19 protein-coding genes are annotated in these 21551 nt (G+C 45.8%); 3 read left to right on the forward strand and 16 right to left on the reverse strand.

Translation table 11 applies throughout. The features are described from left to right. Positions 1-31 precede the first annotated feature (31 nt). Both ACYRYY_RS04580 and ACYRYY_RS04585 read left to right on the forward strand, forming a co-directional pair. Positions 32-1684: a GspE/PulE family protein gene (locus tag ACYRYY_RS04580; RefSeq protein ID WP_460214351.1), complete on the forward strand. Its 1653-nt coding sequence runs from the start codon at positions 32-34 to the stop codon at positions 1682-1684. After that, positions 1681-2883: a type II secretion system F family protein gene (locus ACYRYY_RS04585; RefSeq protein WP_460214352.1), complete on the forward strand. Its 1203-nt coding sequence runs from the start codon at positions 1681-1683 to the stop codon at positions 2881-2883. Before ACYRYY_RS04580 ends, ACYRYY_RS04585 begins: the two co-directional genes overlap by 4 nt. Here the strand turns inward: ACYRYY_RS04585 and chrA are convergent, their stop codons facing one another. The 8 genes from chrA to ACYRYY_RS04625 all read right to left on the reverse strand — a co-directional run bounded on the left by chrA (position 2884) and on the right by ACYRYY_RS04625 (position 11677). Continuing rightward, positions 2884-4062, reverse strand: a complete 1179-nt coding sequence (gene chrA / locus ACYRYY_RS04590) for a chromate efflux transporter (RefSeq protein WP_460214353.1) — start codon at positions 4060-4062, stop codon at positions 2884-2886. Between the two features lie 76 nt (positions 4063-4138). After that, positions 4139-4684 carry an NAD(P)H-dependent oxidoreductase gene (locus tag ACYRYY_RS04595; RefSeq protein ID WP_460214355.1) on the reverse strand — a complete coding sequence of 182 codons (546 nt, stop codon included), beginning with the start codon at positions 4682-4684 and terminating at the stop codon, positions 4139-4141. 8 nt (positions 4685-4692) lie between these two features. Beyond that, entirely contained in the window at positions 4693-5331 is a 639-nt protein-coding gene (upp, locus tag ACYRYY_RS04600; RefSeq protein ID WP_460214356.1) for a uracil phosphoribosyltransferase, read from the reverse strand. Beyond that, the gene (locus tag ACYRYY_RS04605) at positions 5331-6560 is read right to left on the reverse strand and encodes a uracil-xanthine permease family protein (RefSeq protein ID WP_460214357.1); all 1230 of its coding nucleotides are present in this window, start codon (positions 6558-6560) and stop codon (positions 5331-5333) included. Before ACYRYY_RS04605 ends, upp begins: the two co-directional genes overlap by 1 nt. Before the next feature lie 855 nt (positions 6561-7415). Then, the gene (locus ACYRYY_RS04610) at positions 7416-9368 is read right to left on the reverse strand and encodes a methyl-accepting chemotaxis protein (protein WP_460214358.1); all 1953 of its coding nucleotides are present in this window, start codon (positions 9366-9368) and stop codon (positions 7416-7418) included. Between the two features lie 154 nt (positions 9369-9522). Then, positions 9523-9792, reverse strand: a complete 270-nt coding sequence (locus ACYRYY_RS04615; RefSeq protein WP_460214359.1) for a DUF3325 domain-containing protein — start codon at positions 9790-9792, stop codon at positions 9523-9525. Positions 9793-9794: 2 nt separating this feature from the next. Further along, positions 9795-11393: a PepSY-associated TM helix domain-containing protein gene (locus ACYRYY_RS04620; RefSeq protein ID WP_460214360.1), complete on the reverse strand. Its 1599-nt coding sequence runs from the start codon at positions 11391-11393 to the stop codon at positions 9795-9797. Next, a complete protein-coding gene (locus ACYRYY_RS04625) occupies positions 11390-11677 on the reverse strand; it encodes a hypothetical protein (protein ID WP_460214362.1) in 288 nt (95 codons plus the stop codon). The genes ACYRYY_RS04620 and ACYRYY_RS04625 overlap by 4 nt, the downstream gene beginning before the upstream one ends. Before the next feature lie 399 nt (positions 11678-12076). Here ACYRYY_RS04625 and ACYRYY_RS04630 point away from each other — a divergent pair, with 399 nt between their 5' ends. Continuing rightward, positions 12077-13483, forward strand: a complete 1407-nt coding sequence (locus ACYRYY_RS04630; RefSeq protein ID WP_460214363.1) for a methyl-accepting chemotaxis protein — start codon at positions 12077-12079, stop codon at positions 13481-13483. A gap of 5 nt (positions 13484-13488) precedes the next feature. Here ACYRYY_RS04630 and ACYRYY_RS04635 read toward each other — a convergent pair whose 3' ends face one another. The 8 genes from ACYRYY_RS04635 to ACYRYY_RS04670 form a co-directional block, all read right to left on the reverse strand. Then, complete coding sequence (locus ACYRYY_RS04635; RefSeq protein ID WP_460214365.1) at positions 13489-14358, reverse strand: DMT family transporter; 870 nt, start codon at positions 14356-14358, stop codon at positions 13489-13491. 39 nt (positions 14359-14397) lie between these two features. Continuing rightward, on the reverse strand, positions 14398-15240 hold the full coding sequence (locus ACYRYY_RS04640; protein WP_460214366.1) for an AraC family transcriptional regulator: 843 nt from the start codon (positions 15238-15240) through the stop codon (positions 14398-14400). 60 nt (positions 15241-15300) lie between these two features. Continuing rightward, entirely contained in the window at positions 15301-15996 is a 696-nt protein-coding gene (locus ACYRYY_RS04645) for a 16S rRNA (uracil(1498)-N(3))-methyltransferase (RefSeq protein WP_460214367.1), read from the reverse strand. Positions 15997-16065: 69 nt separating this feature from the next. Further along, positions 16066-16317 carry a hypothetical protein gene (locus ACYRYY_RS04650; RefSeq protein WP_460214369.1) on the reverse strand — a complete coding sequence of 84 codons (252 nt, stop codon included), beginning with the start codon at positions 16315-16317 and terminating at the stop codon, positions 16066-16068. 176 nt (positions 16318-16493) lie between these two features. Then, positions 16494-17402: a SphA family protein gene (locus ACYRYY_RS04655; RefSeq protein WP_460214370.1), complete on the reverse strand. Its 909-nt coding sequence runs from the start codon at positions 17400-17402 to the stop codon at positions 16494-16496. Next, entirely contained in the window at positions 17386-18057 is a 672-nt protein-coding gene (locus ACYRYY_RS04660) for a TorD/DmsD family molecular chaperone (RefSeq protein WP_460214371.1), read from the reverse strand. The genes ACYRYY_RS04655 and ACYRYY_RS04660 overlap by 17 nt, the downstream gene beginning before the upstream one ends. Positions 18058-18112: 55 nt before the next feature. Beyond that, the gene (locus ACYRYY_RS04665; protein ID WP_460214373.1) at positions 18113-18718 is read right to left on the reverse strand and encodes a 4Fe-4S dicluster domain-containing protein; all 606 of its coding nucleotides are present in this window, start codon (positions 18716-18718) and stop codon (positions 18113-18115) included. Positions 18719-18728: 10 nt separating this feature from the next. Then, the gene (locus ACYRYY_RS04670; protein WP_460214374.1) at positions 18729-21455 is read right to left on the reverse strand and encodes a molybdopterin-dependent oxidoreductase; all 2727 of its coding nucleotides are present in this window, start codon (positions 21453-21455) and stop codon (positions 18729-18731) included. Between the last annotated feature and the right edge of the window lie 96 nt (positions 21456-21551).

A 21551-nucleotide genomic window follows, 5' to 3' on the forward strand; every position in this document is an offset into this window, starting at 1 on the left:
GCTATAGTGAATGCCTTAGGCGGGGGATTTTATGCACGAAAAACAGCTCGGACAACTACTGATAGAAATGGGCTACCTGACACCTGAACAGCTGAAAGTCGCTCTGGATGTTCAGCGTGTGCATTCCGGCATGCTGGGCGACATCCTTATTTCCCTTGCGTTTGTTTCTGCTGCAGAAACCTCCAAAGCTGTGGCGAAACAGGCAAAAAGAGACTTTATAGACATAACGGAAATCAAGCCTGACACAGAACTTTTAAAGCTTTTTGATATAAATACTCTCAAAACAATGTGCTTTATCCCCCTGAATAAATCGGGCGAAACAATCCGCATAGCAGCCTCCGATCCGTTTGACGTGGGCATAGCAGACACCGTCCGCAGGAGAACAGGGCTCAGGGCAGAAATCCATGTGACGGACAGGGAAAGCATACTCCGCAGCATAGAAATAAGCTTCTATCTCATAGAAAAACCTGTGAAGGATGAAATAGCCCGTCTGGTTTCTGCGGTTAAGGTGGATACCCCTGATCTTCTGGATAAAATAATAAAATACGCCGTCACCGAACGTGCAACAGATATACATATTTCCCCCGAATCCCTTGGGGCGCACATCTTTCTCCGCACAGACGGTATAATGCGCCATTCTTTTGCCGTTCCCTCATCTGTTCATGCTTCTCTCATTTCCCGCATTAAGATACTGTCACATCTGGATATAGCGGAACAGAGACTACCTCAGGACGGCTCAATGTCTGTTCAGCTTTTCGGTGAGGAGTACGACATCAGAATATCCACCATACCCACAGCCTACGGCGAAAATGCAGTGTTAAGACTTCTTGCCAAAAACCTTTCGATGTTCAGCCTTGAAAACCTAGGGTTTGATGAAGCTGTGAGGCAAAAGCTTGAAAGGTGCTTCGCAAAACCCCACGGCATATTTCTCGTCACCGGTCCCACTGGTTCAGGCAAAACCACAACTCTTTACTCTGCACTGCGGCGCATAAACGCTCTCAAACGGCGTGTTCTCACAGTGGAAGACCCCATAGAATACAGATTTCCATTTATTAAACAGACACAGGTAAACGAAAAATCCGGTTATAAATTCTCCTCCGCAATGCGTGCCTTTCTGCGGCAGGATCCGGACGTGATTCTTCTCGGCGAGATGCGTGATGAGGAAACGGCGGAAATAGCCATGAGGGCGGCCATCACCGGGCACCTTGTCCTCTCCACGATGCACACTAACGATGCAGTGACAGCCATACCCCGCCTTATGGATCTGAAAATCAAGGACTACCTCATCGCATCAGGAGTTTCGGGAATAATGGCACAGAGGCTTGTCCGCAAAGTCTGCCGCTTCTGTGCCGAACAGCGCAAGGCAGATGCAGAGCTCCTCGCCTCATACGGTATAGACCCTGAAACAGCGGCAAAACACGGCATGAACTCTGAAATATTCCTGCCTGAAGCCAAGGGATGCCCCTTATGCGGCGGCACAGGGTATGCGGGCAGAACTGTAATATCCGAATTTCTCGAAACCGATGAGGAAATTCAGGATATGATAATAAAAGGCGCAACCCCCAATGAGATACATGCAAACGCTGTCAGCAAGGGGATGCTTACTATGATCGATGATGGGTTTCTCAAGGCGGCAAAGGGCATAACAACCTTGGATGAAATCCGCAGAGTGGCAGTAAAATGATATTTTCCGTGCGGGCATTCGATACATACGGCAAAAAAATAAGGCTGACAGTCAACGCCCGTGACCCTCAGGAGCTTGCGGCGTATCTCTCCCACTGCCGTCTTGAACCCCTAGTAATAAAAGAAACCACTGCTGTTAAAGCTCTCTTTCTGCAAAAAGACAAGCTGTCCCCTTCGGAACTGGTTGAAATTCTTGAGAGCCTTCACCTTGTCATAAAATCAGGAATTCCACTGTCCACAGGCTTGCAGGAGCTGACGGAAGACACAGACAACCCTGCTGTCAAAAGCATACTGAACAGGGTTTCATTCCGGCTTTCATCCGGTGATTCCTTCTCATCCGCCTGTGCATCCTGCGGCGGTGCTTTCGGCGAAACTGTCCTGAGCCTGATCCGCATCGGAGAGGAGACAGGCAGGCTCGACCGCACACTGAAAGATGCTTCTGCTCACGTCCAACGGATGACAGATCTGAAATCAGGAATACGTCAGGCTCTTATTTATCCCGCTTTTGCTTTCTTTTCACTGCTTGCGGCACTGGTCTTCTGGCTTGTTTATGTAATGCCCCAGATGGCTGACACCTTCAGGGTGTTTGAGGCAGAGCTTCCCCCTGTGACTGTTGCTGTTCTGGGTATATCTGATTTTCTCGGCGTTTACGGAATGTTCCTGCTTCTTCTCCTTACGGCTCCGGCAGTTTTGATGCTGTATATCCGCAAAATAGATTCGGCTTTCCGCCTCAGAACAGACAGAATAATCCTTAAACTGCCAGTTGCAGGCAGTATTGTATTTATGTTTAATCTCGCTTTTTTCTCCGAATATATCAGGCTCATGACCGGAGCGGGGCTTCCGCTGTACCGTGCGCTTTCAGTTATGGGAAACAGCTTTGGCAACATGGTTTTCAGCAATGCTGTAAAAGGGATAATGGAATCTGTGAACGGCGGTGCTTCTTTTTCTGCTTCAATGGCGAAGGAGAAGCTTTTCCCGCCCCTTCTGGTGCGTATGGTGAATATTGGCGAACAGACGGGGCACCTCACAGAACAGCTTGAAACCGCCGCAGAACATTATCTGGAAAAAGCTGAGCGCACTGCAAAAAATATATCAAAAGTGCTTGAGCCTGCGGTAATAGGCTTTGTGGGGCTCTTCATGCTTATTATATTCATAGCACTTCTAAGTCCGGTATTCAGCCTGATCAGCGGCATAAAGTAATCAAAGCAGTATCACTCCCGAAACAGCAGAAAAAATAACCACTGACCATGACGGTGCTTTCATAAACTGGAGCAGTCCGAACCCAATGAGCCCGATTACCATTTCCCTGTGTCCAGTTATGCCTTCGATAAAAACAGGGTCATAAAACGCTCCAAGCAGAAGTCCCACCACGGCGGCATTTGTTCCTGCCAGAACTTTCTGAGCGGAAGGAAGAGTCCTCAGACTTTCCCAGAAAGGCAAAACTCCCATAACAAGCAGAACAGACGGAAGAAATATAAATATAAGAGCAAGCATTCCCCCTGTGAGTCCGTTAGGCTGAACACCGGAGACTGCGCCAAGATAAGCAGCAAATGTGAAGAGAGGACCGGGCACTGCCTGTACTGCTCCGTAACCTGCCATAAACTTATCCGCATCCAGCCAGTTTCCCGATGTTACCTCAGCCTGAAGCAAAGGGAGCACCACATGCCCTCCTCCGAACACAAGCGAGCCGGCTCTGTAAAAGCTGTCGGCAAGCTTAACGGACTGAATGTCTGTCACTGATGCTGCTATGGGCAGTGCTATAAGAAGGGCAAAAAATAACGCCAGATAAACCGCCCCCTCTCTGACACGGAATTTCCCTCCGGCACTTCGCCCTGCTGAATCTGCGTTTATAAGAAAATACCCTGCCGCACCTCCGGTTATTATTACGCCTATCTGCATAAAACCGGATGACACGTATATTACAGCGCATGCGGCAGTAACAGCGATTACCGCCCGCAGCCTGTCGGGACAAAGCTTAACAGCCATACTCCACACAGCATGAGCCACCACAGCCGCAGCGGCAACCTTAAGCCCCTTCAGCCAGCCGGAATCAAGTGAATCTCCGAAAAAATCCAGTCCATAGGCAAAGGCGATCATGAAGAGTGCGGAAGGCATCGTGAAACCAAGCCATGCGGCAAAACCACCAGCTTTTCCGCCACGCTTTAAACCAACAGCAAACCCAACCTGACTGCTTGCCGGACCGGGAAGAAACTGGCACAGCGCAGCAAGATCCGCATACTCCTGTTCGCTCATCCATTTCCTTCTCATCACAAACTCGTCATGAAAATAGCTTAGATGAGCCACGGGACCGCCAAACGAGGTGAGACCAAGACGCAGAAAAACACTTAATATTTCGAGGATATTTTTTATTCCGCTCATTTAACCTTCCATAAGAATATTATAATGGAAAAAATGCGCTGTCGGCAAAGGTTTGAGAGTAAGGCTCTTTCCTCTGTCAGGGACGGGATAATTCGGTGATGCGTTCTTTCAGGATACGGGCATGTTCAGCCGCACGGAGCTTTATATCGTCCTTATCACCCGCCAGAAACGGAACAAAAAGATAACCGCCGCTTACCACTGGCTCAGCGAAGTTCATTCCGGTGTATTCGGCAAACTCCTTTATATCATCCAGAAGCTTGAACACAGGCTTTGATGCGGAGTCATCAACCTTGCCCCCCATTGTTGCAGAAGCTATGAGAACTTTGCCTTGCAGTCTGTCTCCGGCTTCACCGAAGGCAAAGCCGTCCGTAAAAACATCAGAAAGCCACTTCTTAAATATCCAAGGCATATTAAACCATTGAAGAGGAAACTGGAAAACTATTATATCGGCATCCGTAAGGGCATCCTGCTCTGCTTTGACATCAAAGCATCCGCCGGCGGAACTGTCATTCAGGCAGCGCACGGTCACCCCTGCCGTTTTTTCAAGCTCAGAGCTAATAATCTTATTAACCGTTGAGCCCTCAGGACTGGGATGACCATACACCAGAAGAGTTTTATACATTTATAATCTTACTTTGTTCCGAAAAGCCTGTCGCCTGCATCGCCGAGACCGGGAACAATATAGCCCAGTTCATTCAGCTTTTCATCAAGTGAGGCAGTATAAACCTTTATATCCGGATGAGCAGTACAGAACGCCTCCACACCTTCAGGAGCAGCTATAAGGCTCATGAATTTGATGGATTCCGCACCCTTGTCCTTAAGCATCTGCGCCGCAGCAATAGCGGAACCGCCTGTGGCAAGCATCGGGTCAATGAGTATAAATTCTCTCTTCTCACAGTTCTGCGGTACTTTGAAATAATACTGAACAGGCTGAAGAGTTTCATGATCCCTGTAAAGCCCTATGTGCCCCACACGGGCAGAAGGCATAAGCTTCAGTACACCTTCAACCATGCCCAGTCCGGCACGGAGTATAGGCACAAGAACAACTTTCTTGCCGGAAACCTCATGAGCCTCCATTTCGCAGATAGGAGTCTTGATCCTGACCTTCCTCAGGGGAAAATCCTTTGTTATCTCATAAGCCATGAGCATTGCAACTTCGTCCACAAGTTCCTTAAAATCACGCTTTGAGGTTTTCTTGTCCCTGATATAACGAAGCTTGTGCTGAATCAGCGGGTGGCTGATTACCGTAAGGTTTTTAAATTTGCTCATTAGTTATCCTCAGGAAGAATAAGGTTAAGAACAACGCCGATTATACCTGCGAGACCTATACCGCCGAGAGTTACTTTCCACATGGAAAGATTGACTCCGCCTATTCCGCACACAAGAATAACAGAAGAGATAATCAGGTTTCTGGGTTTTGACATGTCTACTCTGCTCTTAACAAGGGAGTTGATGCCTATTCCGGCTATCATTCCGAAAAGCAGGAACATAATACCGCCCATTACGGGAACGGGAATTGTTTTAAGAACAGCACCGAGCTTGCCGAAGAAAGCAAGGCATATAGCAAAAACAGCCGCAATACGCATATACATGGGGTCAAACGCCTTGGTAAGGGCAACTGCGCCTGTAACTTCGGAGTATGTGGTGTTTGGGGGACCGCCGAGAACGCTTGCGAAGCTTGTGGCAAGACCGTCACCGAGGAGGGTTCTGTGGAGTCCGGGGTCTTTGAGATAATCTTTTCCGGTGGTTGAGCTTATCGCCAGAACATCGCCGACATGCTCAATAGCCGGAGCAATGGCAACGGGGAGAATGAATATAATCGCTTCCAGATCAAACTGAGGAAAAGCGAAAGAACCGTTTCTTGAAGCTTCAATCCACGGAATAGAAAGCCATGCCGCCTGCCTTATGGGTTCAAAGCTTACATGCCCCATAATAAGAGCAGCAATATAGCCCACACAGATTGCAGTGAGAATTGGAATAAGGCTGAAAATCTTTTTGCCGAATGTAACAACTATTATTGCAGTAAGGAGGGTTATACCGGAGAGAATAACAGCCTGAACATTGTACTGACCATCGCCGAAGTGTTTTGTCATACCCACGGCAACGGGAGCAAGGTTAAGACCGATAACCATAATAACGGGACCTGTCACGATGGGAGGCAGGTATCTTTCTATCGCCTTGATTCCACCCTGCTTTACAAGAAAGCTGAACAGAATGTACGAAAACCCCGCACATGTGAGACCGCCCAAAGTTTTGGCAACACCGAAATTCTGCATTCCATATTGAATAGGTGCGATGAATGCGAATGAACTTGCAAGAAAAACAGGTACTTTACCCTTAGTAATAACCTGAAAAAGCAGAGTTCCGGCTCCTGCGGTAAACAGCGCAATCGATGGATCAAGCCCCGTAAGCAGCGGAACAAGAACCAGTGCCCCGAATGCCACGAAAAGCATCTGAAGACCGAGAATCGTCTTCTTTACTCCCGAAAAATTCTCCATAAAACCTCCTTAATTTATAATAAAAAAAACTACATCCTGTGTTTTTTTTATACACGCTCGCGGTCTGTAAAACAGACCTTCGCTACGCACGGCGTCGGCACTTCCCTGTGCCTCCCGAATTTATAATAAAAAAAACTACAACCTAAGTTTTTTTATATACACACACTCTCTGCACAGCAGACATTCGCTACGCACGGCGTCGGTACTTCCCTGTGCCTCCCGAATTTATAATAAAAAAAACTACATCCTGAGTTTTTTTATCTACACACACTCTCTGCACAGCAGACATTCGCTACCCGCAACGCCCGTACTTCCCTGTGCCTCCCGAAATTTATAATAAAAAAAACTACATCCTGAGTTTTTTATCTACACACACTCTCTGCACAGCAGACATTCGCTACCCGCAACGCCCGTACTTCCCTGTGCCTCCCGAATTTATAATAAAAAAAACAACAACCTGAGTTTTTTATCTACACACACTCTTTGCACAGCAGACATTTGCTACCCGCAACGCCCGTACTTCCCTGTGCCTCCCGAATTTATAATAAAAAAAACTACATCCTGAGTTTTTTTATCTACACACACTCTTTCAGGACACCCGGTTTGGCATCAATCGGCAGACCTTGACCCGCTCTGATTCGGACGTTTTTCGTCCGTCTTGCTAAAACCTTCACCAATACAAAAAACAATAATTATTAAAGATTTACCCGACACTTAAGTGTGTGTTTCATACCGACTTACAGAAACGCACAACAAAACATTTTATATTAAATTAATATCTTTCTCAGATCAAGATATGAATAAAATACCTAAAAAAAAGCCGCTGTTCCTTTAAAGGAAAGCGGCTTTTGACTTTTATTCGGTTTTAAACTTTCGCACTAGGCTATCAAGAGCTTCGGCAAGCTTCTGCAAATCAGAGACAGTACGGCTTACTTCGACCATTCCTGAAGAGCTTTCCTCTACACCGGCTGAAATAACCTGAATATTATCGTTTGTTCCTTCAATTGCCCTGACCTGTTCTTCCACGGCAGTTTTTATTATTGCCATCGCAGATCTTATATCATTAACAGCTTCCACAACATGATCAAAATATCCGTCAACTTCTTTGATGGATTCAACGCCGTCATCCACAGTTTTTTCTGCGCTGCCCATGTGTTCCGAAGCATTTTTTGTTTCTGACTGAAGTCCTGATATAAGGCTGCCTACCTCTTTTGTGGCATTCTGTGTTCTTTCCGCAAGCTTACGCACCTCATCGGCAACAACGGCAAATCCTCTGCCCGCTTCCCCTGCCCTTGCCGCTTCTATTGCAGCGTTAAGAGCCAAAAGGTTTGTCTGGTCTGCTATGTCATTAATCACGCTGATAATATCGCCTATCCTTGAGGATGCCTCGCTGAGTTTTTCTATGGAGCCGGCAAGATCGGCTGTCTCCCTGCGGATGCCTTCGATCCTTTCAACTGCACCGGTAAGCTGTCTGCGTCCGTTTTCCACAGTTTTTGAAGCTGTCTCGGAAAAGCCTATGCCGTCAGTGAGGCTTGAGCTTATTTCTCCGGCGGAAGCGCTCATCTCCTCAACAGCGGCAGCAACGTTTGTAACCTGTGCCGCCTGCTCCTGAAATGTATTTGTAAACTGTTCCGTTGTGGAGGCAAGCTCTGCATTGCCCGAAGCCACACCGGCGGCGTTCATTTTTATCTCAATAATAATTCCGTTGAGCTTCACCAGAAAAGCATCAAAATGATCACAGAGGATTCCAAGCTCATCGTGGGGTCTGCCGTTTACTCTTCGGGTGAGATCCCCTTCTCCTTTTGATATTTCCTCAAACACTCCTGAAAGAATCTTCACACGACTGAAAACAAGAATATTAAGAACTGCAAACATAACAGAAAGAATTGTTACAACGAGTATAAGAGCCCCGATCATAAACACTCTTATCATTTTATTTGCCTCGTTGATTTCACCCATGACAGCGTCTGCTTTTTCAGCAAGGAGAAAATAGCCTATCTCCATACCGTTAAGACCGGTTGAGGGGACAGCGGTAATAAAGAAACCGCTTACATTTGCATAGGCTCCGTTGATTAAAGAAGCAGGATCAATATCTTTTACAGCTTCGGCAAGTTCCTTATTATACGTTTTCTGAGCCACAACATACTGTCCGATTTTAGTATTGTCCCGTGCCTCTTCCGCTATATCAAGATACTTCTGATCCATCAGCATAAGCAGATCAATCTCTCTGGAGGCAAGCTCTTCAACAACGTCATTGACCCCCTGAATAAACTCCATGGATCCTATAAATTCGCCATCATTAAAGATAGGAACTATTGCCCGATGCGAAAGCCCTGCGACCCCTATCTCAAAAACCACAAGAGGTTTCTGTGTTTTCTTGATTTCAAGGAGGGAGTATCGGAAAGAACTTAGATCATCTCCATATTTTTTGGGATTCCATGCCCGCAAAAAAGATTTAGTATCAGCGGTATGTATATGAATCTGAACTCTTTTCAGTTTCGTGTTTTCTTTAAAGCTTTCTGCCAGCTTCTGAAGCTGGTTTACAGCCAAATCTCTGTTTCCGGTAAGAAGAGACTCTTTCACAGCTTCATCATTAACGACTGCCAAGGCATTGGTAAGCCCGACATTATCCTTCGCATCCAGTTTTTGTTTAAGTGAATAAGCGAGGTCATCAGCAGTCTTGGCGAAAACAGACACAGAAATATCCTTTGTAAGGTTCTTCGTGTAAAGAAAAAGTCCGAAGAAAACAACAAGAGACGCACCGAGAATAAAAATACCGAGTTTCTTTTTTATTGATATTTCGACCATACAATCAGCTCCGGCAAATATATTGAATATGTTTATACTCAATATTACCTTTAACGGTGCGCCTGTTCAAGAAGAAAGTTTAATACTGATTTAGTCTTATATCATATTTAGACACTAGTAATAAAAGAAAAGGCGATCATATGACCGCCTCGGATTACTTGATAAGCTGATTTTCAGGCAGGTAAGATAAAACCATGACAAAAATACTGCCTGTCAGGCTCATTATGCCGAGCCAGGCCGCTATGCCAATTGCCGTGTTCCATTCCTTTATACAAGGGAACAGAGCAATAAACAGAATTATCCAGCCAAGGATTCTGAAAAGGTATTTATTGGTCATAGAAAAACCTTTGGAATGCCTTTCCATGGTTATTGAAACAAGGAAAAAACCAATGAGAACCATTAGAACCGAAAGGAGAATATTCATAATTAATTACCCCTTCCCGCTGCTGCGGTGGAAAAAGCATTTTCGGGCATATTTTGTTTTTCGTGCAGTTTCCATCCGGCATATCCGAAAATAATTCCCAAGCCGAACACAGTGAGATCAAAAGCCATAATAATCGAATTCCCCCCAGCAAGCGCACTGAAAAAGTTTACATCAGACGTGAAAGCGTTCAATACAGGCATAAGGCAGTAAAGTCCGCCGGCAAGAAAAAGCTGTTCCTTCCATGCGTTTTTCGGAGTGCGGATCAAAGGATGCAGAAAGAAAATGAGCCATGCGGCAAAGAATATATAAATTTCCCACTGTGCCCTTGCCGCAATCTCCACAGGGAGAAGCCTGTTAGCCCAGAAATGAACCCCTGTAGCGGCAACAAGCCCTGTTATTCCACCCACATTAAGGATCTCCACAAGCTTTCTTCCGAAGGATTTATTAATCACGGATGATTTCTTGTTCACCCATATTATAAGCCCTGTTCCTATCATAACTGTCCCAAGTGCGCCGGAAACAAAGAACAGCCAGCGGAGAAAAGTATCAGCGAAGCGTGCCAGATGAAGTGACGTAAGCACACCGGAGATTTTAGCTGCGCCGTCCGATGCCTGCATGTTCATCATCCCCATAAATCTGCCTTTCGGACCTTTATAAGTCAGCCTCTGAGAACTTCCTGTTCCTTTGAATCCGTTGACAATATCCATCCCTGTTCCGGGGCTGACTGTAACAAGCGTATTTTTTGAATACGGATTGCTTATGCTTATACTTCCCGCCTCTCTGCCGAGCCTCTGTTCAGCATCTGCGAGTATTGCTTTTATATCAGGCAGGGGAATCTTCTCCGCAGGCAGAGGTATCTGCTCCTGACGCATGTGCATTGCTATGTGATCATCAAAAGCTTTAGCCGATTTCTGGGCTGTAAAGGGAAGAATATAGATCATGACCAGCACCAGTCCGGAGTAAGTGATCATCAGGTGATAAGGGAGAGCCAGAACGGATGTGAAAATGTGAGCATCAAGCCATGATCTGAGCCCTTTTTTACGCCGGAATGTAAAGAAATCAGCAAAGATGCGCTTGTGAATAATCACACCGCTTATTATGGCAATAAACATAAACATCGTTGCAGTGCCTACTATTGCCCTGCCTGTTGCTCTGTCAAGTCCGTAAAGCTCAATATGAAAACGGTAGAGAAAGTTTCCGCCCTCTGTATCTCTAGGATTAAAATGCTCACCTGTCACAGGGTCAAGATATGTCATAGGCATAGCAGTGCGGACATAATCCTGCACTTTCATATCCATAGGCAGTCTTTCCCTGTGCCCCACCTGTAAAACAGGGGTGCGTTTATTTGCGAAAGTGATGCCCCACTCTGCCGCATCGGGCAGGCTGGATTCAAGATACCTTATTGCCATTTCAGTCTGAGCTGCCCTGTCAGCGGCTTCCGGCGCTGCTTTATGGGTTTCAGGGTTCATCCAATAGGTGATTTCATCTTTAAAATATGAATAAGTACCGGTAAAGAATATCGCAAACAGCAGCCATCCGGCAAGAAGTCCGCTCCATGTATGAAGGCTGCTTATGGATTTACGAAAAGTATCCTTCATCATGCACCTCCCAACAACAGCATTGCCGCCGTGAGAGCAAGCATAACAGACATCACAATCCACACTGTTTTTGTTTTCGCATTTGAAAAAACCCATATCAGCGCACAAGTGTAAATGATAAAGAAAACCATATTTGCTGCCTTTTCCGCCTGAACAGGGGCAAAAGGCATAACACGGATCAGCAGTGCGGTAATCATTGCCGATAAAGCATAACCGCCGACAATACCCAGAATGATGCGGGAGGCGGTTTCAAATCCGCCGGATTTTTCCCTTATACTTTTAGTCATATTGTTCCTCTTGTAATAAAGATACATGCTTACAAACTTCAAAACATGCTGACTGATTAAAAACGAATCTCTAAAAGGATTTCTATATCTAAGCCAATGTTAAAAACTGGATAGCAATAATATTAGTCAGTGTCAATAAATTTAATAATAACTAACTAAGTTCATTATTATTTAATATCTTTAGAAATATAAGGATAAGCGAAGCCTCTTTATTGTAATCAACACCATTTTTGTCTGCTCACAAATTAAACAGTGATAGATTCATTTTTAACCACAGAGACTTACTTATCTTCTCAGTATATGCAGGGAACAGGTATTTTTCCTCTGTCCAGAGTACCTGCATAATATTTATAAAACTGGTACGCATCTTGCGAGGGGAAGCATAAAGAGGTGATTATTATGTTTAAATTTTCGTCAGGGCTGGATAATAAACTGCTGAAACCGCTGGAAAGAATGGCTTCAGGCAAATGGGATCTAAACGGCAGGTTTGAGTCCTTAAAAGGCGGGTTAGCAGTAAGTATAGGGAACGTTTTAAATAAGGTATTCGACTCACTCAAGAAAACAATCGAATCCATATCCAAATCATCTGTCACTCTTTCACAGATAGCTCCGGAACTTGATCAGGCAGCGAAATCCCTTGAGGAGCAGTCTAAAATTCAGGCTGAAAAAGCTGTGCAGATCGCAGCAGCGGGCAAACAGATGGCTGTTTCCGTTGAACACGTAACGGGAAGCACCCTTGAGGCAACACAGTTTTCATCACAGATAACAAAATCTGCCGGAATAGCCATGGAGAAAAGCAGGCTTTCCGAATCCTCCATGCTTGAGGTGAGGGAGATGGTTACAGGTTTGAAAAACCAGATGGAGGCTCTTTCTGAGCAATCCGGAAAAATAGGCTCAATCATGGAGATGATAAAAAAGATAGCAGACCAGACAAACCTTCTCTCACTGAATGCATCCATAGAAGCCGCCAGAGCAGGTGAGGCGGGAAGAGGCTTCGCAGTGGTCGCCACCGAAGTGAGAAAGCTTGCAGAACAGTCGATGGAAGCAACAAGCGGGGTTGAAAATATTCTCTACAGCATAAAAAGCAGCATAGAGACATCTATGGGTTCCGTGGGCAAAGTCCTCTCTTCCGTGGAAAAATCCGCAGAAATAAGCGAAGAGGCTGTTGAGGTTCTTGCTGAGGTTGCAAACCACATGGACGAGCTTGATAAGCACCTCAACACTATAGCCGCCGCAGGACAGGAACAGGATGTTACCGTTAAATCTGTCGTAGGTGAAATAGACGGCATAGCGTCTGCCGCTGAAGAGCAGTCTGCCCTTGCAAGCCAGCTCAACGGCATTGTGGATAAAATAAACGGCGGATGTGACGATCTTCTCATATCCATAGGAGTCTTCCGCACAGGTTCCCACGAAAAGGCTGAAAAAGCAGCTCTGGAAGCTGCAAAAAGCAAAGAAGTGACTTCGATGAACTCATCAAGCATAGAAAGCTACATGAACCAGTTTATAAAGCGCAACAGCTACATAGAACTTGCCTACATGACAGATGCGAGAGGCAGGCAGATAACACCCAACATATGGAACAGAAACGTCAGGGGATCAAACGACAGCCTTTCTGTGGGCTCCGACTGGTCAACAAGAGACTGGTTCAGAAAGCCCAAGGAAACAGGGGATGTTTATGTAACCGATATATACAGGTCAGTTGCAACAGACAACTTCTGCTTCACAGTTGCAGCCCCGGTTAAAGACAATTCAGGGAACGTAACGGGGGTGCTGGCGGTGGATATAAGTTTTGCTGATATGATGTAACCGGTTCATTTTTTCTGAGCAAGGAATACTCCTGCGGCGATGACAGCGGAACCGGCAAGCTGAGACACTCCGAGAGACTCGCCCAGTATTCCCCACCCCATGAAGACAGCAAAAACAGGCACAAGGTTTATAAACACAGCCGCACGGGTTGCGGGTATCTTGCTTATTCCCCAGTTATACAGCCCAAATGCACCAACCGTAACAAACACGCCGAGGTAAATAACAGCCGCTGTTACTTTTGGGCTCCATTCTGTGCTGAAAGCATCTGCCGCTCCGCCTGAAAAAAATATAAGCCCTGCTCCGACCTGAATAAAAGTCAGCACCCACGGATTGAACCGTGCTGACAGGCTGCGGGTAAGCACCATGTATCCCGCTGCGCAGACCATAGCGCCCAGTTCCATAATATTGCCCAATGCAGGATTTGAGGCTTTGTCATCCGCTCCGCTGCCGAAAGTAAGCCAAGCCACCCCCAAAACAGAAACAGCAAGCCCGAACATGGCTGTTCTGCCTGTTTTTTCACCGAGAAACATCGCTGAAAGAACAGCAACAAACATGGGAACAGTGGAAGAAATCACCCCCGCCTGCGAAGCAGTGGTAAAGCGCAGTGCGTTTGCTTCCAGAAGAAAATAAAGGCACGGCTGGAAAAGAGCCATAATACCCAGAAGAAGAATCTCCACCTGTGTAATATTTTTAGGAAAAAGTCTGAAGCAAAAAGGCAAAAGCAGGATGAATCCCGAAGCCATCCTTATCCAGACTATTGTTGAGGGTGAAAGCTCTGCCAAAGCGATACGAGTGGCAGTAAATGAGCCTGCCCAGAAAACAACCGCAAATACAACCGCCATGAAAGGCAGAAGTGCGGAGTGACGTTCGGTCATAATTATTCCTCCGGTTGATAGACAGACTATAGAATATTTTCAGGTAGGAGTATTGAAAGAAATTGACCCGGAGCAGGAGTCAGCATACTGTGCCGGGGTCGAGCCTGTAAACTGTCTGAATTTATTGGAAAAATGGCTCTGGTCGGCAAAGCCTGTCTCCAGCGCAGCATCAGCAAAGGGCGTCCCCTGCCGAAGAAGTGTCTTAGCCAGCTCAATGCGCTTGCCTGTGCGGTAAACATGGGGCGGAACCCCAACCTCCTTACGGAACGTGCGTAGAAGGTAATATCTGCTGACACCGAGTTCTTCAGCCATATCCTCCAGAGTCACCTTGCAGGAGAGATCACCGCTTAGAAATTCCTTTGCCCTGCGGACAAGCTTACGGTCGGTGCCTTTGCGCATTTTACCGCATCCGTTCAGCACGCCGGAAAGACCCTCCGTAACCGCTGCTTCAAGCTCCATGCTCTCTTCCGAATAAATCAGAGCGTTATAAAGATTCATAAAAGTTTTATGTACACTTTCTGAATCAACAACCATTTCAGCAAATTCGGGATAAAAAGGTTCACGCTCAAGGATATCTCCGGCAAGCTTTGCCATGAGGTCATTTTTGAAATAGAGCATGGTGTATGTGGCACGTCCTCTCCGGACGGGAATACCGGAATGAACCTGCGAGGGATTTATAAAAAAAGTTTGATCAGGCATTACAACAGTGTCGGAGTCAGAATTGCTCACGCAGTAGCATCCGCCTTTGTGCATCAGCCCGATGGAATACATATCATCATGCACATGCTTGGGAAAAGCATGCATGCTCTCCGTAACCCGGCATGCTTCAAACCCTTTCATAAAATCTTTATGCCAGTAAACTGCGTTCACTCCTGCTTTCATGAACTGAATTATACTCTCAAAAAACAAAAAATGATTGAAAAAAATTGCCCCTGAACAATTTCAGAAAAGCCTGCCGAGGATATACGGCACTGCTGTTTCCACATTAAGCACTCTTTCACCCACGGAAAAAAAGCTGAAACCGGAATCTTCCAGAGTATCAAGCTCTTTCTGGATAAAACCGCCTTCAGCACCTATGGCAAGAGTAACAGGCTCTGATGGTTTTACTGATAATCCGGAGCCCGTAGGGTGAGCAGCTATTCGCAGTGTATTTTTGCTGATTTCAGGTAAAATTTCTTTCACAAAAGGCGTAAAAAAACGATGAAAGGTTATTTTGGGAAGAATTGTATCTTTCGACTGTTCCAGAGCAGGAATAAGGTAGTCATCCAGTTCATTGAGCAGAGGGCTTGACCAGTAGCTTTTTTCCACACGCCACGAATTAAATATATGGATATTCTTAACACCCAGACATGTTACGGCGTAGAGAACTCTTCTTAAAACCTTCGGGCGGGGCAGAGCGAGGGCGAGGTTTACTTTCAGGGGAACCGGAGGATCAGTATCCGGTGTGAAGCGAAGAACAGCACACTCTTTGCCGATTCTTTCCACAAGTGCCGTTCCGAGTTTTCCGCCCAGAACCCCTGCTTTAACTTCATCTCCGTCAGTTTTTTTGAGCGTTTCTTTCAGGTGTTTATGCTGTCTGCCCGAAACTTCCGCTCTGCCTTCTTTCAGCTCACTTTCTTTGAGAATGATAATGTTCATAAAGTGGATGATACTGCCTTAAACATCGGCTGTCAAAGAGTTAAGCTGAAATCCGCCCGAAGGGTGAAATTATCTTAATTCACTCTCCGAGATGCTTTTCCAGTATCTTGAGTTCTCAGTTTCATGCCCCTGAAGCCCGTATGCTATTGCCTGATAGAGATTGCTGTAATACAAACTGCTTTCAAAGCCTTTTTCCATAAGGATTTCAGTCATCTCCATACCGATTGCGGGGTCACCTTCATGGGGCATGGCAAAAAGACTCACGGTATAGCACATATTCTTAAGATATTCGGGACTGATGTTCGGAAATCTGCTTCCCATTATGCACCTCCGCAGGAGAATAAAGCGGTGATACAGGTATACGTTAAACGTGACGGGTCGCCGTATGTTGATACTTATATTATAAGCACAACAATGAACATCCGCAAGTGGGATTCAAAAAAAAGACGGAGCCCACAGCAAAGGCTCCGTCAGTTTAAGTTAACAGGAGGAAATTTCTAAAATGCTTTTACCAGAGTAAACCACAAAGCATCACCTTCCTTGGTATCTTTAGCGCCGAACTCTTTATAATATTTCAGCCTGAGCTGGCTTTTTATCTGAGGCACGGCCAGATTCACTTCAGGTCCGGCAGCATAAACACGGTCGAGATCATCAGAGGTTCTGTCACTGCCTTCATCCTCGGTGATCTGCCAGTGTGCATAACCTGACACACCAACATCAAAAAGACCTATGCTTCTGCCGAATCCCCACTCAACAAGAACATCATCGCCATAGGTAACATCAAGCACCCTGTTCTCGAAGTGTTTTTCATATCTCGCAAGAAGAGACAGGCTCCAGAGCCTTTCTGCATCAAAAAACAGGGTTGTGCCAGCAGTTGCGGTAATGTTGTAATGGTCACCGCCTATGGAGACTGCATCTTTCTCATCATACTCACCGCTGGGGATAAGCATAGAAAGGCTTATTGTTATGTCCTGCTGGGGCTTGTGCCAAGCAAGCACGAGTGGCTCAAGGGTTATATCGCCTATCCCTGTGCTGTCGCCGTCGATATTAGCAGCATCGATCTCAAGATTAACATTAACCACGGGAATGATTACGTTCATGCCGTAATCTGCACCGAATATTTTCTTATTTGTCACATAAACAAAACGGTGAGCCATAGCATATGATTTAACATCAAAACCGTTATTAACCTTATCACCGTCTTTATCTCTCATTGTATCTGCGGTGTAGTAGTTGTTATACATAACATAATAGAAACCAGGTCCGGGGAAGGATGCCGCCTTAATGCCTTCTGAACCGAGAGGGTAATCCACCGCTAAGGCATCAAAAGCAGCCCCGGTAGTGAGAATAGTTATAAAAGCAGCGATCAGTATAAACTTCTTTTTTATGTCAGAATAAAAATTCATCAGAAACTCCTTCTGTAGTTATAGTAAGGGCTGTAAATTTAAGTACCCCTTTATAAAAATCTGTTGTGGCGTGTTTTCCGGCATCCTTACAGAATATTTCCGCCCAGCCGGACAAATGCTTTCTGACGAAAACGTCAAACATCTCCTGATATTTTACGTATTCTTCAAAATTACCGGTTTCCAGAGCAGTTATACGGAGAGATGCCAGATGTGCTGCATAAGACAGCTCGGTGCCAAGATAATCATGCCTGTTGTTGATCTCCATATACTCCGCAAAACCGTTGCATATGTACTCCTGAGCCAGTTCGCTTATAAGCTCAAGACTGGCTGACTTCATAAAAAGCTGCTCATAAGGCGGCTTGGCGCCGTAATCCGGTGAAACACCGCGGAAAAGCCTTGTCCAGTCACGCTTAAGCTCTGTTATCATCTCCTCACTGTCCACAGCTTTGCGGGCGTATTCGGATATGGATTTCAGGGCATCGGCTATTTTCTCTTCAGCCACATCCTCCGCAGAAAGATTAAGTAAGGCTTCAAGAAAATTTTTGTCAGGATTGTAGTTATAAAAAGCAGCAAGCAGTCTGTACACCGCACGGTCTATTTCCGCATCAGAAACCGCTTCATCTTTTTTGAATAAAATATTTTCATTTCCGGTCATTTTTGCACCCCAGTTAAGTCCGCCCTGAACTGGCAGAGCGGACACGGATTAGGTTTTATTCTATGTAGAACACGCTGGGCTTTGTACCTTCTTCAGGCAGATAAGGTTTCGGTTTGTATTGTTTAAACAGTTTTGAAACCTCACTCTTCGGTTCATCCAGATCCCCGAAGAATCTTGCGATAGCAGGGCAGGTTTCCACACATGCAGGCGGAAGGTTTCTTTCTCTTCTGGAGGCGCAGAAGGTGCATTTGTCAACAGTTCCGCTGACATGCTCTTTGCTTCTCAGTTTTTCGTAAGCATCCTGTCCTTTGCTGCCCCAGTAAGTCGGAACATCTTCAGAGTTAAAGTATCTGGCGTCATACGGACACGCTTCCATACAAAGCTGGCAGCCCACACATTCAGACGCTGTTACCTGAACAGTTCCGTCTTTAAGTTTTTTTGAAGCTCCTGTAGGGCACACCTCCACACAGGGAGCATTATCGCAGTGGTTACAGATAAGAGGCATGTACTCAACTTTGCTGTTGGGAAACTTACCCTTCTCCTGTGTGAGTGTTTTTGTGTAAAAAGTGCCGGGAGGCGTAGCGTTCGCCTGCTTGCAGGCAACAGTACAGCCGTTGCACCCATAACATCTTCTTTTATCAATTATCATCACAAGTTTCATTGTCCGGCTCCTAGCTCTGTTTATAAATTCTTACGGGAACAGTATTTGTCACACCCATAGCCACAGGGTCGAAATCATTAATGTTGTTCCCCGTAAGCTTGTTATAATGCAGGTATTTAGTGCCTTTGGGACCTGAAGCTTCATTAAGCCTGCCAAGAGCGCCGGCAACACCTACAACACCCGGCTGGAGCAGCTCTGTAACAAAAAGTTTGCCGTTCACCTTGCCATATTCAGACTCAATCACCACCGTATCACCGTTTACGAGACCTTTCTCTTTAGCGGTTTCCGTGTTGAGTGAAACAGTTCCGTAGAACGGATCAAAAGTTTCTCCCACTTCGTTCAGGTAAGGGAGCTGGTCAACAGCACCTATCCTCATCGGTGAATACTGAGTTTTGTATGTGATTGATACAAGGTCGTATTTGTCACCTTTTTTGACAGAGTTAACCTTGTTGGGACGCCATGATATCGTCGGTTCATAAAAGGAGAGATGCTCCTTAATATCCCAGCCCGGCATATAGATCTTATCTTTGTGCTTGTCAAAAAAGCTGCGGAGCTTATCGCCGCTGTCCTTCAGTCTGGCAAAATAGAACGGAAAGCGTGTTTCTCCTTTATCGTACCTTCCGGTGTTGTAACAGTCACCGGGGGCTTCCCGCTGAATAATCAGCCCGGTCTTGTTCATACTGTCCATAGTATGTTCTTTGCCGAAATATTTTCTTACACCTCTGTCCCAGACTTCCCTTACGGTGTAGCGTTTATCGAGGTCGAAATAGTCCTCTTTGTCCAGAAATGCGATTGAGATCTCGCCGATCATTACGCCCATTTTATTCATGGCATCGTTAAAGTTTGATATGATGCCCATGCGCTCGGAAATATCCATGATAATATCCTGCGACTGACGAGAATCGTAAACAGAAGGAAAGGGGTCTCTGTACATAAGCATTTTGAGCCCCATAGTGTCTTTCTGATACACATCAAAGGCTGATTCGTAGCAGTTTACTGATTCCTTCTCAAGTATTGCGTGGGAAGGCAGAAGGATGTCTGACATGTGTGCCATTTCATCATAATGATAGGCAAGAGTTGCCGAGAACGGTATACGTGACACAGATTCAGCTACCATATAAGGTTCTGTGCTGCTGCTGATAGGGTTTCCCCCAACTGTGAGCAGCGCATCTATCTCGTACTCCAGACCGTATTTATGAGGATCCATCGCAATCTGATAAGCAAGTGCGGGTATGGAGTGTTTGTGAGGGAAAAATTCATAGAGGTCTATGTGCTGAGGCGGCCATGTGGGTTCTTTGAAAAGAGCCTCCATTTTGGGTTCAACAACGCCGTCCTTATCCGGTGACAGGAACGGTCCTCTCGCACAGGCAACGTTTCCTCCGGGCACATCGAGAGAGCCCACAAGCATATTGATCACCTTGCTCATCAGATCTCCGCCCACACCGTCACGCTGACCCATTGTGCCCCTCTGGCAAATTATAGAAGATGTGCGGAGGGGGAATTTTCTTACTTTCCCGCTGTTGTCTTTCAGATCTACTGTTTTACCTATGCTGGCGTTTTCAACAAACTCTTTGGCAACGGTACGTATTTTGCCCGCAGGAACAGTTGTTATTTTTTTAGCCCACTCAGGAGTGTTGCCTTTCAGGCTCTCTTTAACAAGCAGGAAGCTTGCTTTCAGCTTTTCTTTACCGACTTTAATTTCAGCTTCGATATCAGGTGTTTTAAGAGTTTTATCATCAAATGATTTTACTCTTTTATCTGACAGGTCATAGATCTGAGGCTTGCCGTCCTTACCCCTGAAATAATCTCCGTTTGCATTTATAAGATATGGTGAATTAGTCCACCAGCGAAGGGATTCCACATCGTATTTTTTAACTTCATAAATTATCGAATGTGCAACGCCCATCAGAAAAGCAAGGTCTGTTCCCGGTTTAATCGGAACCCAGTCCCCTTTTCCTGCTTCCGCAGAGCATCTGGGGTCTACTACAACAAATTTTGTTTTACCGCCGACAATAGCATCCACTGCCCCTCTGGCTCCCCCGTTGGCAGCTCCGATGGACATTCCCGTGTGTCTGCCCATAGTGACCACATATTTTGCGTATGTAAGGTCAGAGACAGTAACGGGGAAAATACCCTGAACAAGGTCCGCAGCATAGTGAAGCGCACAGAGAGTACCATTGCTCTTCAGATAATTAGGTGTTCCGTATGCTGCCGCAAAGTAGAAAAGATACGTACAGAAGTAGTTCATGTCACCAAAGCCGACCTGAAAAATGAATCTTCTGGGGTCTTTATCCCTGACTTCTTTGAGCTTCTTTGCGGTTGTGTTGAGCGCTTCATCCCATGAAATCTCAACCCACATAGGATCTTCATTCAATCCTTTTTTGGGGTTGGTTCTTTTCATTGGCGCTTTTACTCTGTAAGGATTATAAAGGTTCTGGATCAACGACTGCCCTCTGGCACACATTGTTCCTTTTCCGTTTTCGGACTTAGGGTTCCCCTTAAGTTCGACAACTACCCCGTTTTCCACACGGTACATATTTGCACAGTCTCCACGCATGCACATACGACAGTGGCTGAAATGCCATCCATCTTTACCGTGAGGGGCTGTTTTTACTTCCGCAAGCCCTTTTGCCTCACTTTTGCCGGTGTAGCCTGTTCCGATAACAGCAGCAGTGCCAAGCACTCCAGCCGCTTTCAGGACTGTTCTCCGGCTTACTTTCGAGAATGAATTTGCCATCGTTCTCCTCCATGATTTAAGAACATCTGTTGTTTCTGAGCTAATCAAGTCTTGAAAAAAAGTTACAATTCTTTTATGTGATAAAAAAGGACCAGA

Source organism: Geovibrio sp. ADMFC3, assembly GCF_054687035.1.

Excerpts from the sequence above, each read along its gene's own strand:
- ACYRYY_RS04650 (WP_460214369.1), bottom strand. The coding sequence starts at position 16,317 with ATGGGAAGCAGATTTCCGAACATCAGTCCCGAATATCTTAAGAATATG.
- ACYRYY_RS04670 (WP_460214374.1), bottom strand. The coding sequence starts at position 21,455 with ATGGCAAATTCATTCTCGAAAGTAAGCCGGAGAACAGTCCTGAAAGCG.
- ACYRYY_RS04595 (WP_460214355.1), bottom strand. The coding sequence starts at position 4,684 with ATGTATAAAACTCTTCTGGTGTATGGTCATCCCAGTCCTGAGGGCTCA.
- ACYRYY_RS04585 (WP_460214352.1), top strand. The coding sequence starts at position 1,681 with ATGATATTTTCCGTGCGGGCATTCGATACATACGGCAAAAAAATAAGG.
- ACYRYY_RS04640 (WP_460214366.1), bottom strand. The coding sequence starts at position 15,240 with ATGAAAGCAGGAGTGAACGCAGTTTACTGGCATAAAGATTTTATGAAA.
- ACYRYY_RS04625 (WP_460214362.1), bottom strand. The coding sequence starts at position 11,677 with ATGACTAAAAGTATAAGGGAAAAATCCGGCGGATTTGAAACCGCCTCC.
- ACYRYY_RS04620 (WP_460214360.1), bottom strand. The coding sequence starts at position 11,393 with ATGATGAAGGATACTTTTCGTAAATCCATAAGCAGCCTTCATACATGG.
- ACYRYY_RS04665 (WP_460214373.1), bottom strand. The coding sequence starts at position 18,718 with ATGAAACTTGTGATGATAATTGATAAAAGAAGATGTTATGGGTGCAAC.
- ACYRYY_RS04660 (WP_460214371.1), bottom strand. The coding sequence starts at position 18,057 with ATGACCGGAAATGAAAATATTTTATTCAAAAAAGATGAAGCGGTTTCT.
- ACYRYY_RS04580 (WP_460214351.1), top strand. The coding sequence starts at position 32 with ATGCACGAAAAACAGCTCGGACAACTACTGATAGAAATGGGCTACCTG.
- ACYRYY_RS04615 (WP_460214359.1), bottom strand. The coding sequence starts at position 9,792 with ATGAATATTCTCCTTTCGGTTCTAATGGTTCTCATTGGTTTTTTCCTT.
- ACYRYY_RS04610 (WP_460214358.1), bottom strand. The coding sequence starts at position 9,368 with ATGGTCGAAATATCAATAAAAAAGAAACTCGGTATTTTTATTCTCGGT.
- ACYRYY_RS04635 (WP_460214365.1), bottom strand. The coding sequence starts at position 14,358 with ATGACCGAACGTCACTCCGCACTTCTGCCTTTCATGGCGGTTGTATTT.
- upp (WP_460214356.1), bottom strand. The coding sequence starts at position 5,331 with ATGAGCAAATTTAAAAACCTTACGGTAATCAGCCACCCGCTGATTCAG.
- ACYRYY_RS04605 (WP_460214357.1), bottom strand. The coding sequence starts at position 6,560 with ATGGAGAATTTTTCGGGAGTAAAGAAGACGATTCTCGGTCTTCAGATG.
- ACYRYY_RS04630 (WP_460214363.1), top strand. The coding sequence starts at position 12,077 with ATGTTTAAATTTTCGTCAGGGCTGGATAATAAACTGCTGAAACCGCTG.
- ACYRYY_RS04655 (WP_460214370.1), bottom strand. The coding sequence starts at position 17,402 with ATGAATTTTTATTCTGACATAAAAAAGAAGTTTATACTGATCGCTGCT.
- ACYRYY_RS04645 (WP_460214367.1), bottom strand. The coding sequence starts at position 15,996 with ATGAACATTATCATTCTCAAAGAAAGTGAGCTGAAAGAAGGCAGAGCG.
- chrA (WP_460214353.1), bottom strand. The coding sequence starts at position 4,062 with ATGAGCGGAATAAAAAATATCCTCGAAATATTAAGTGTTTTTCTGCGT.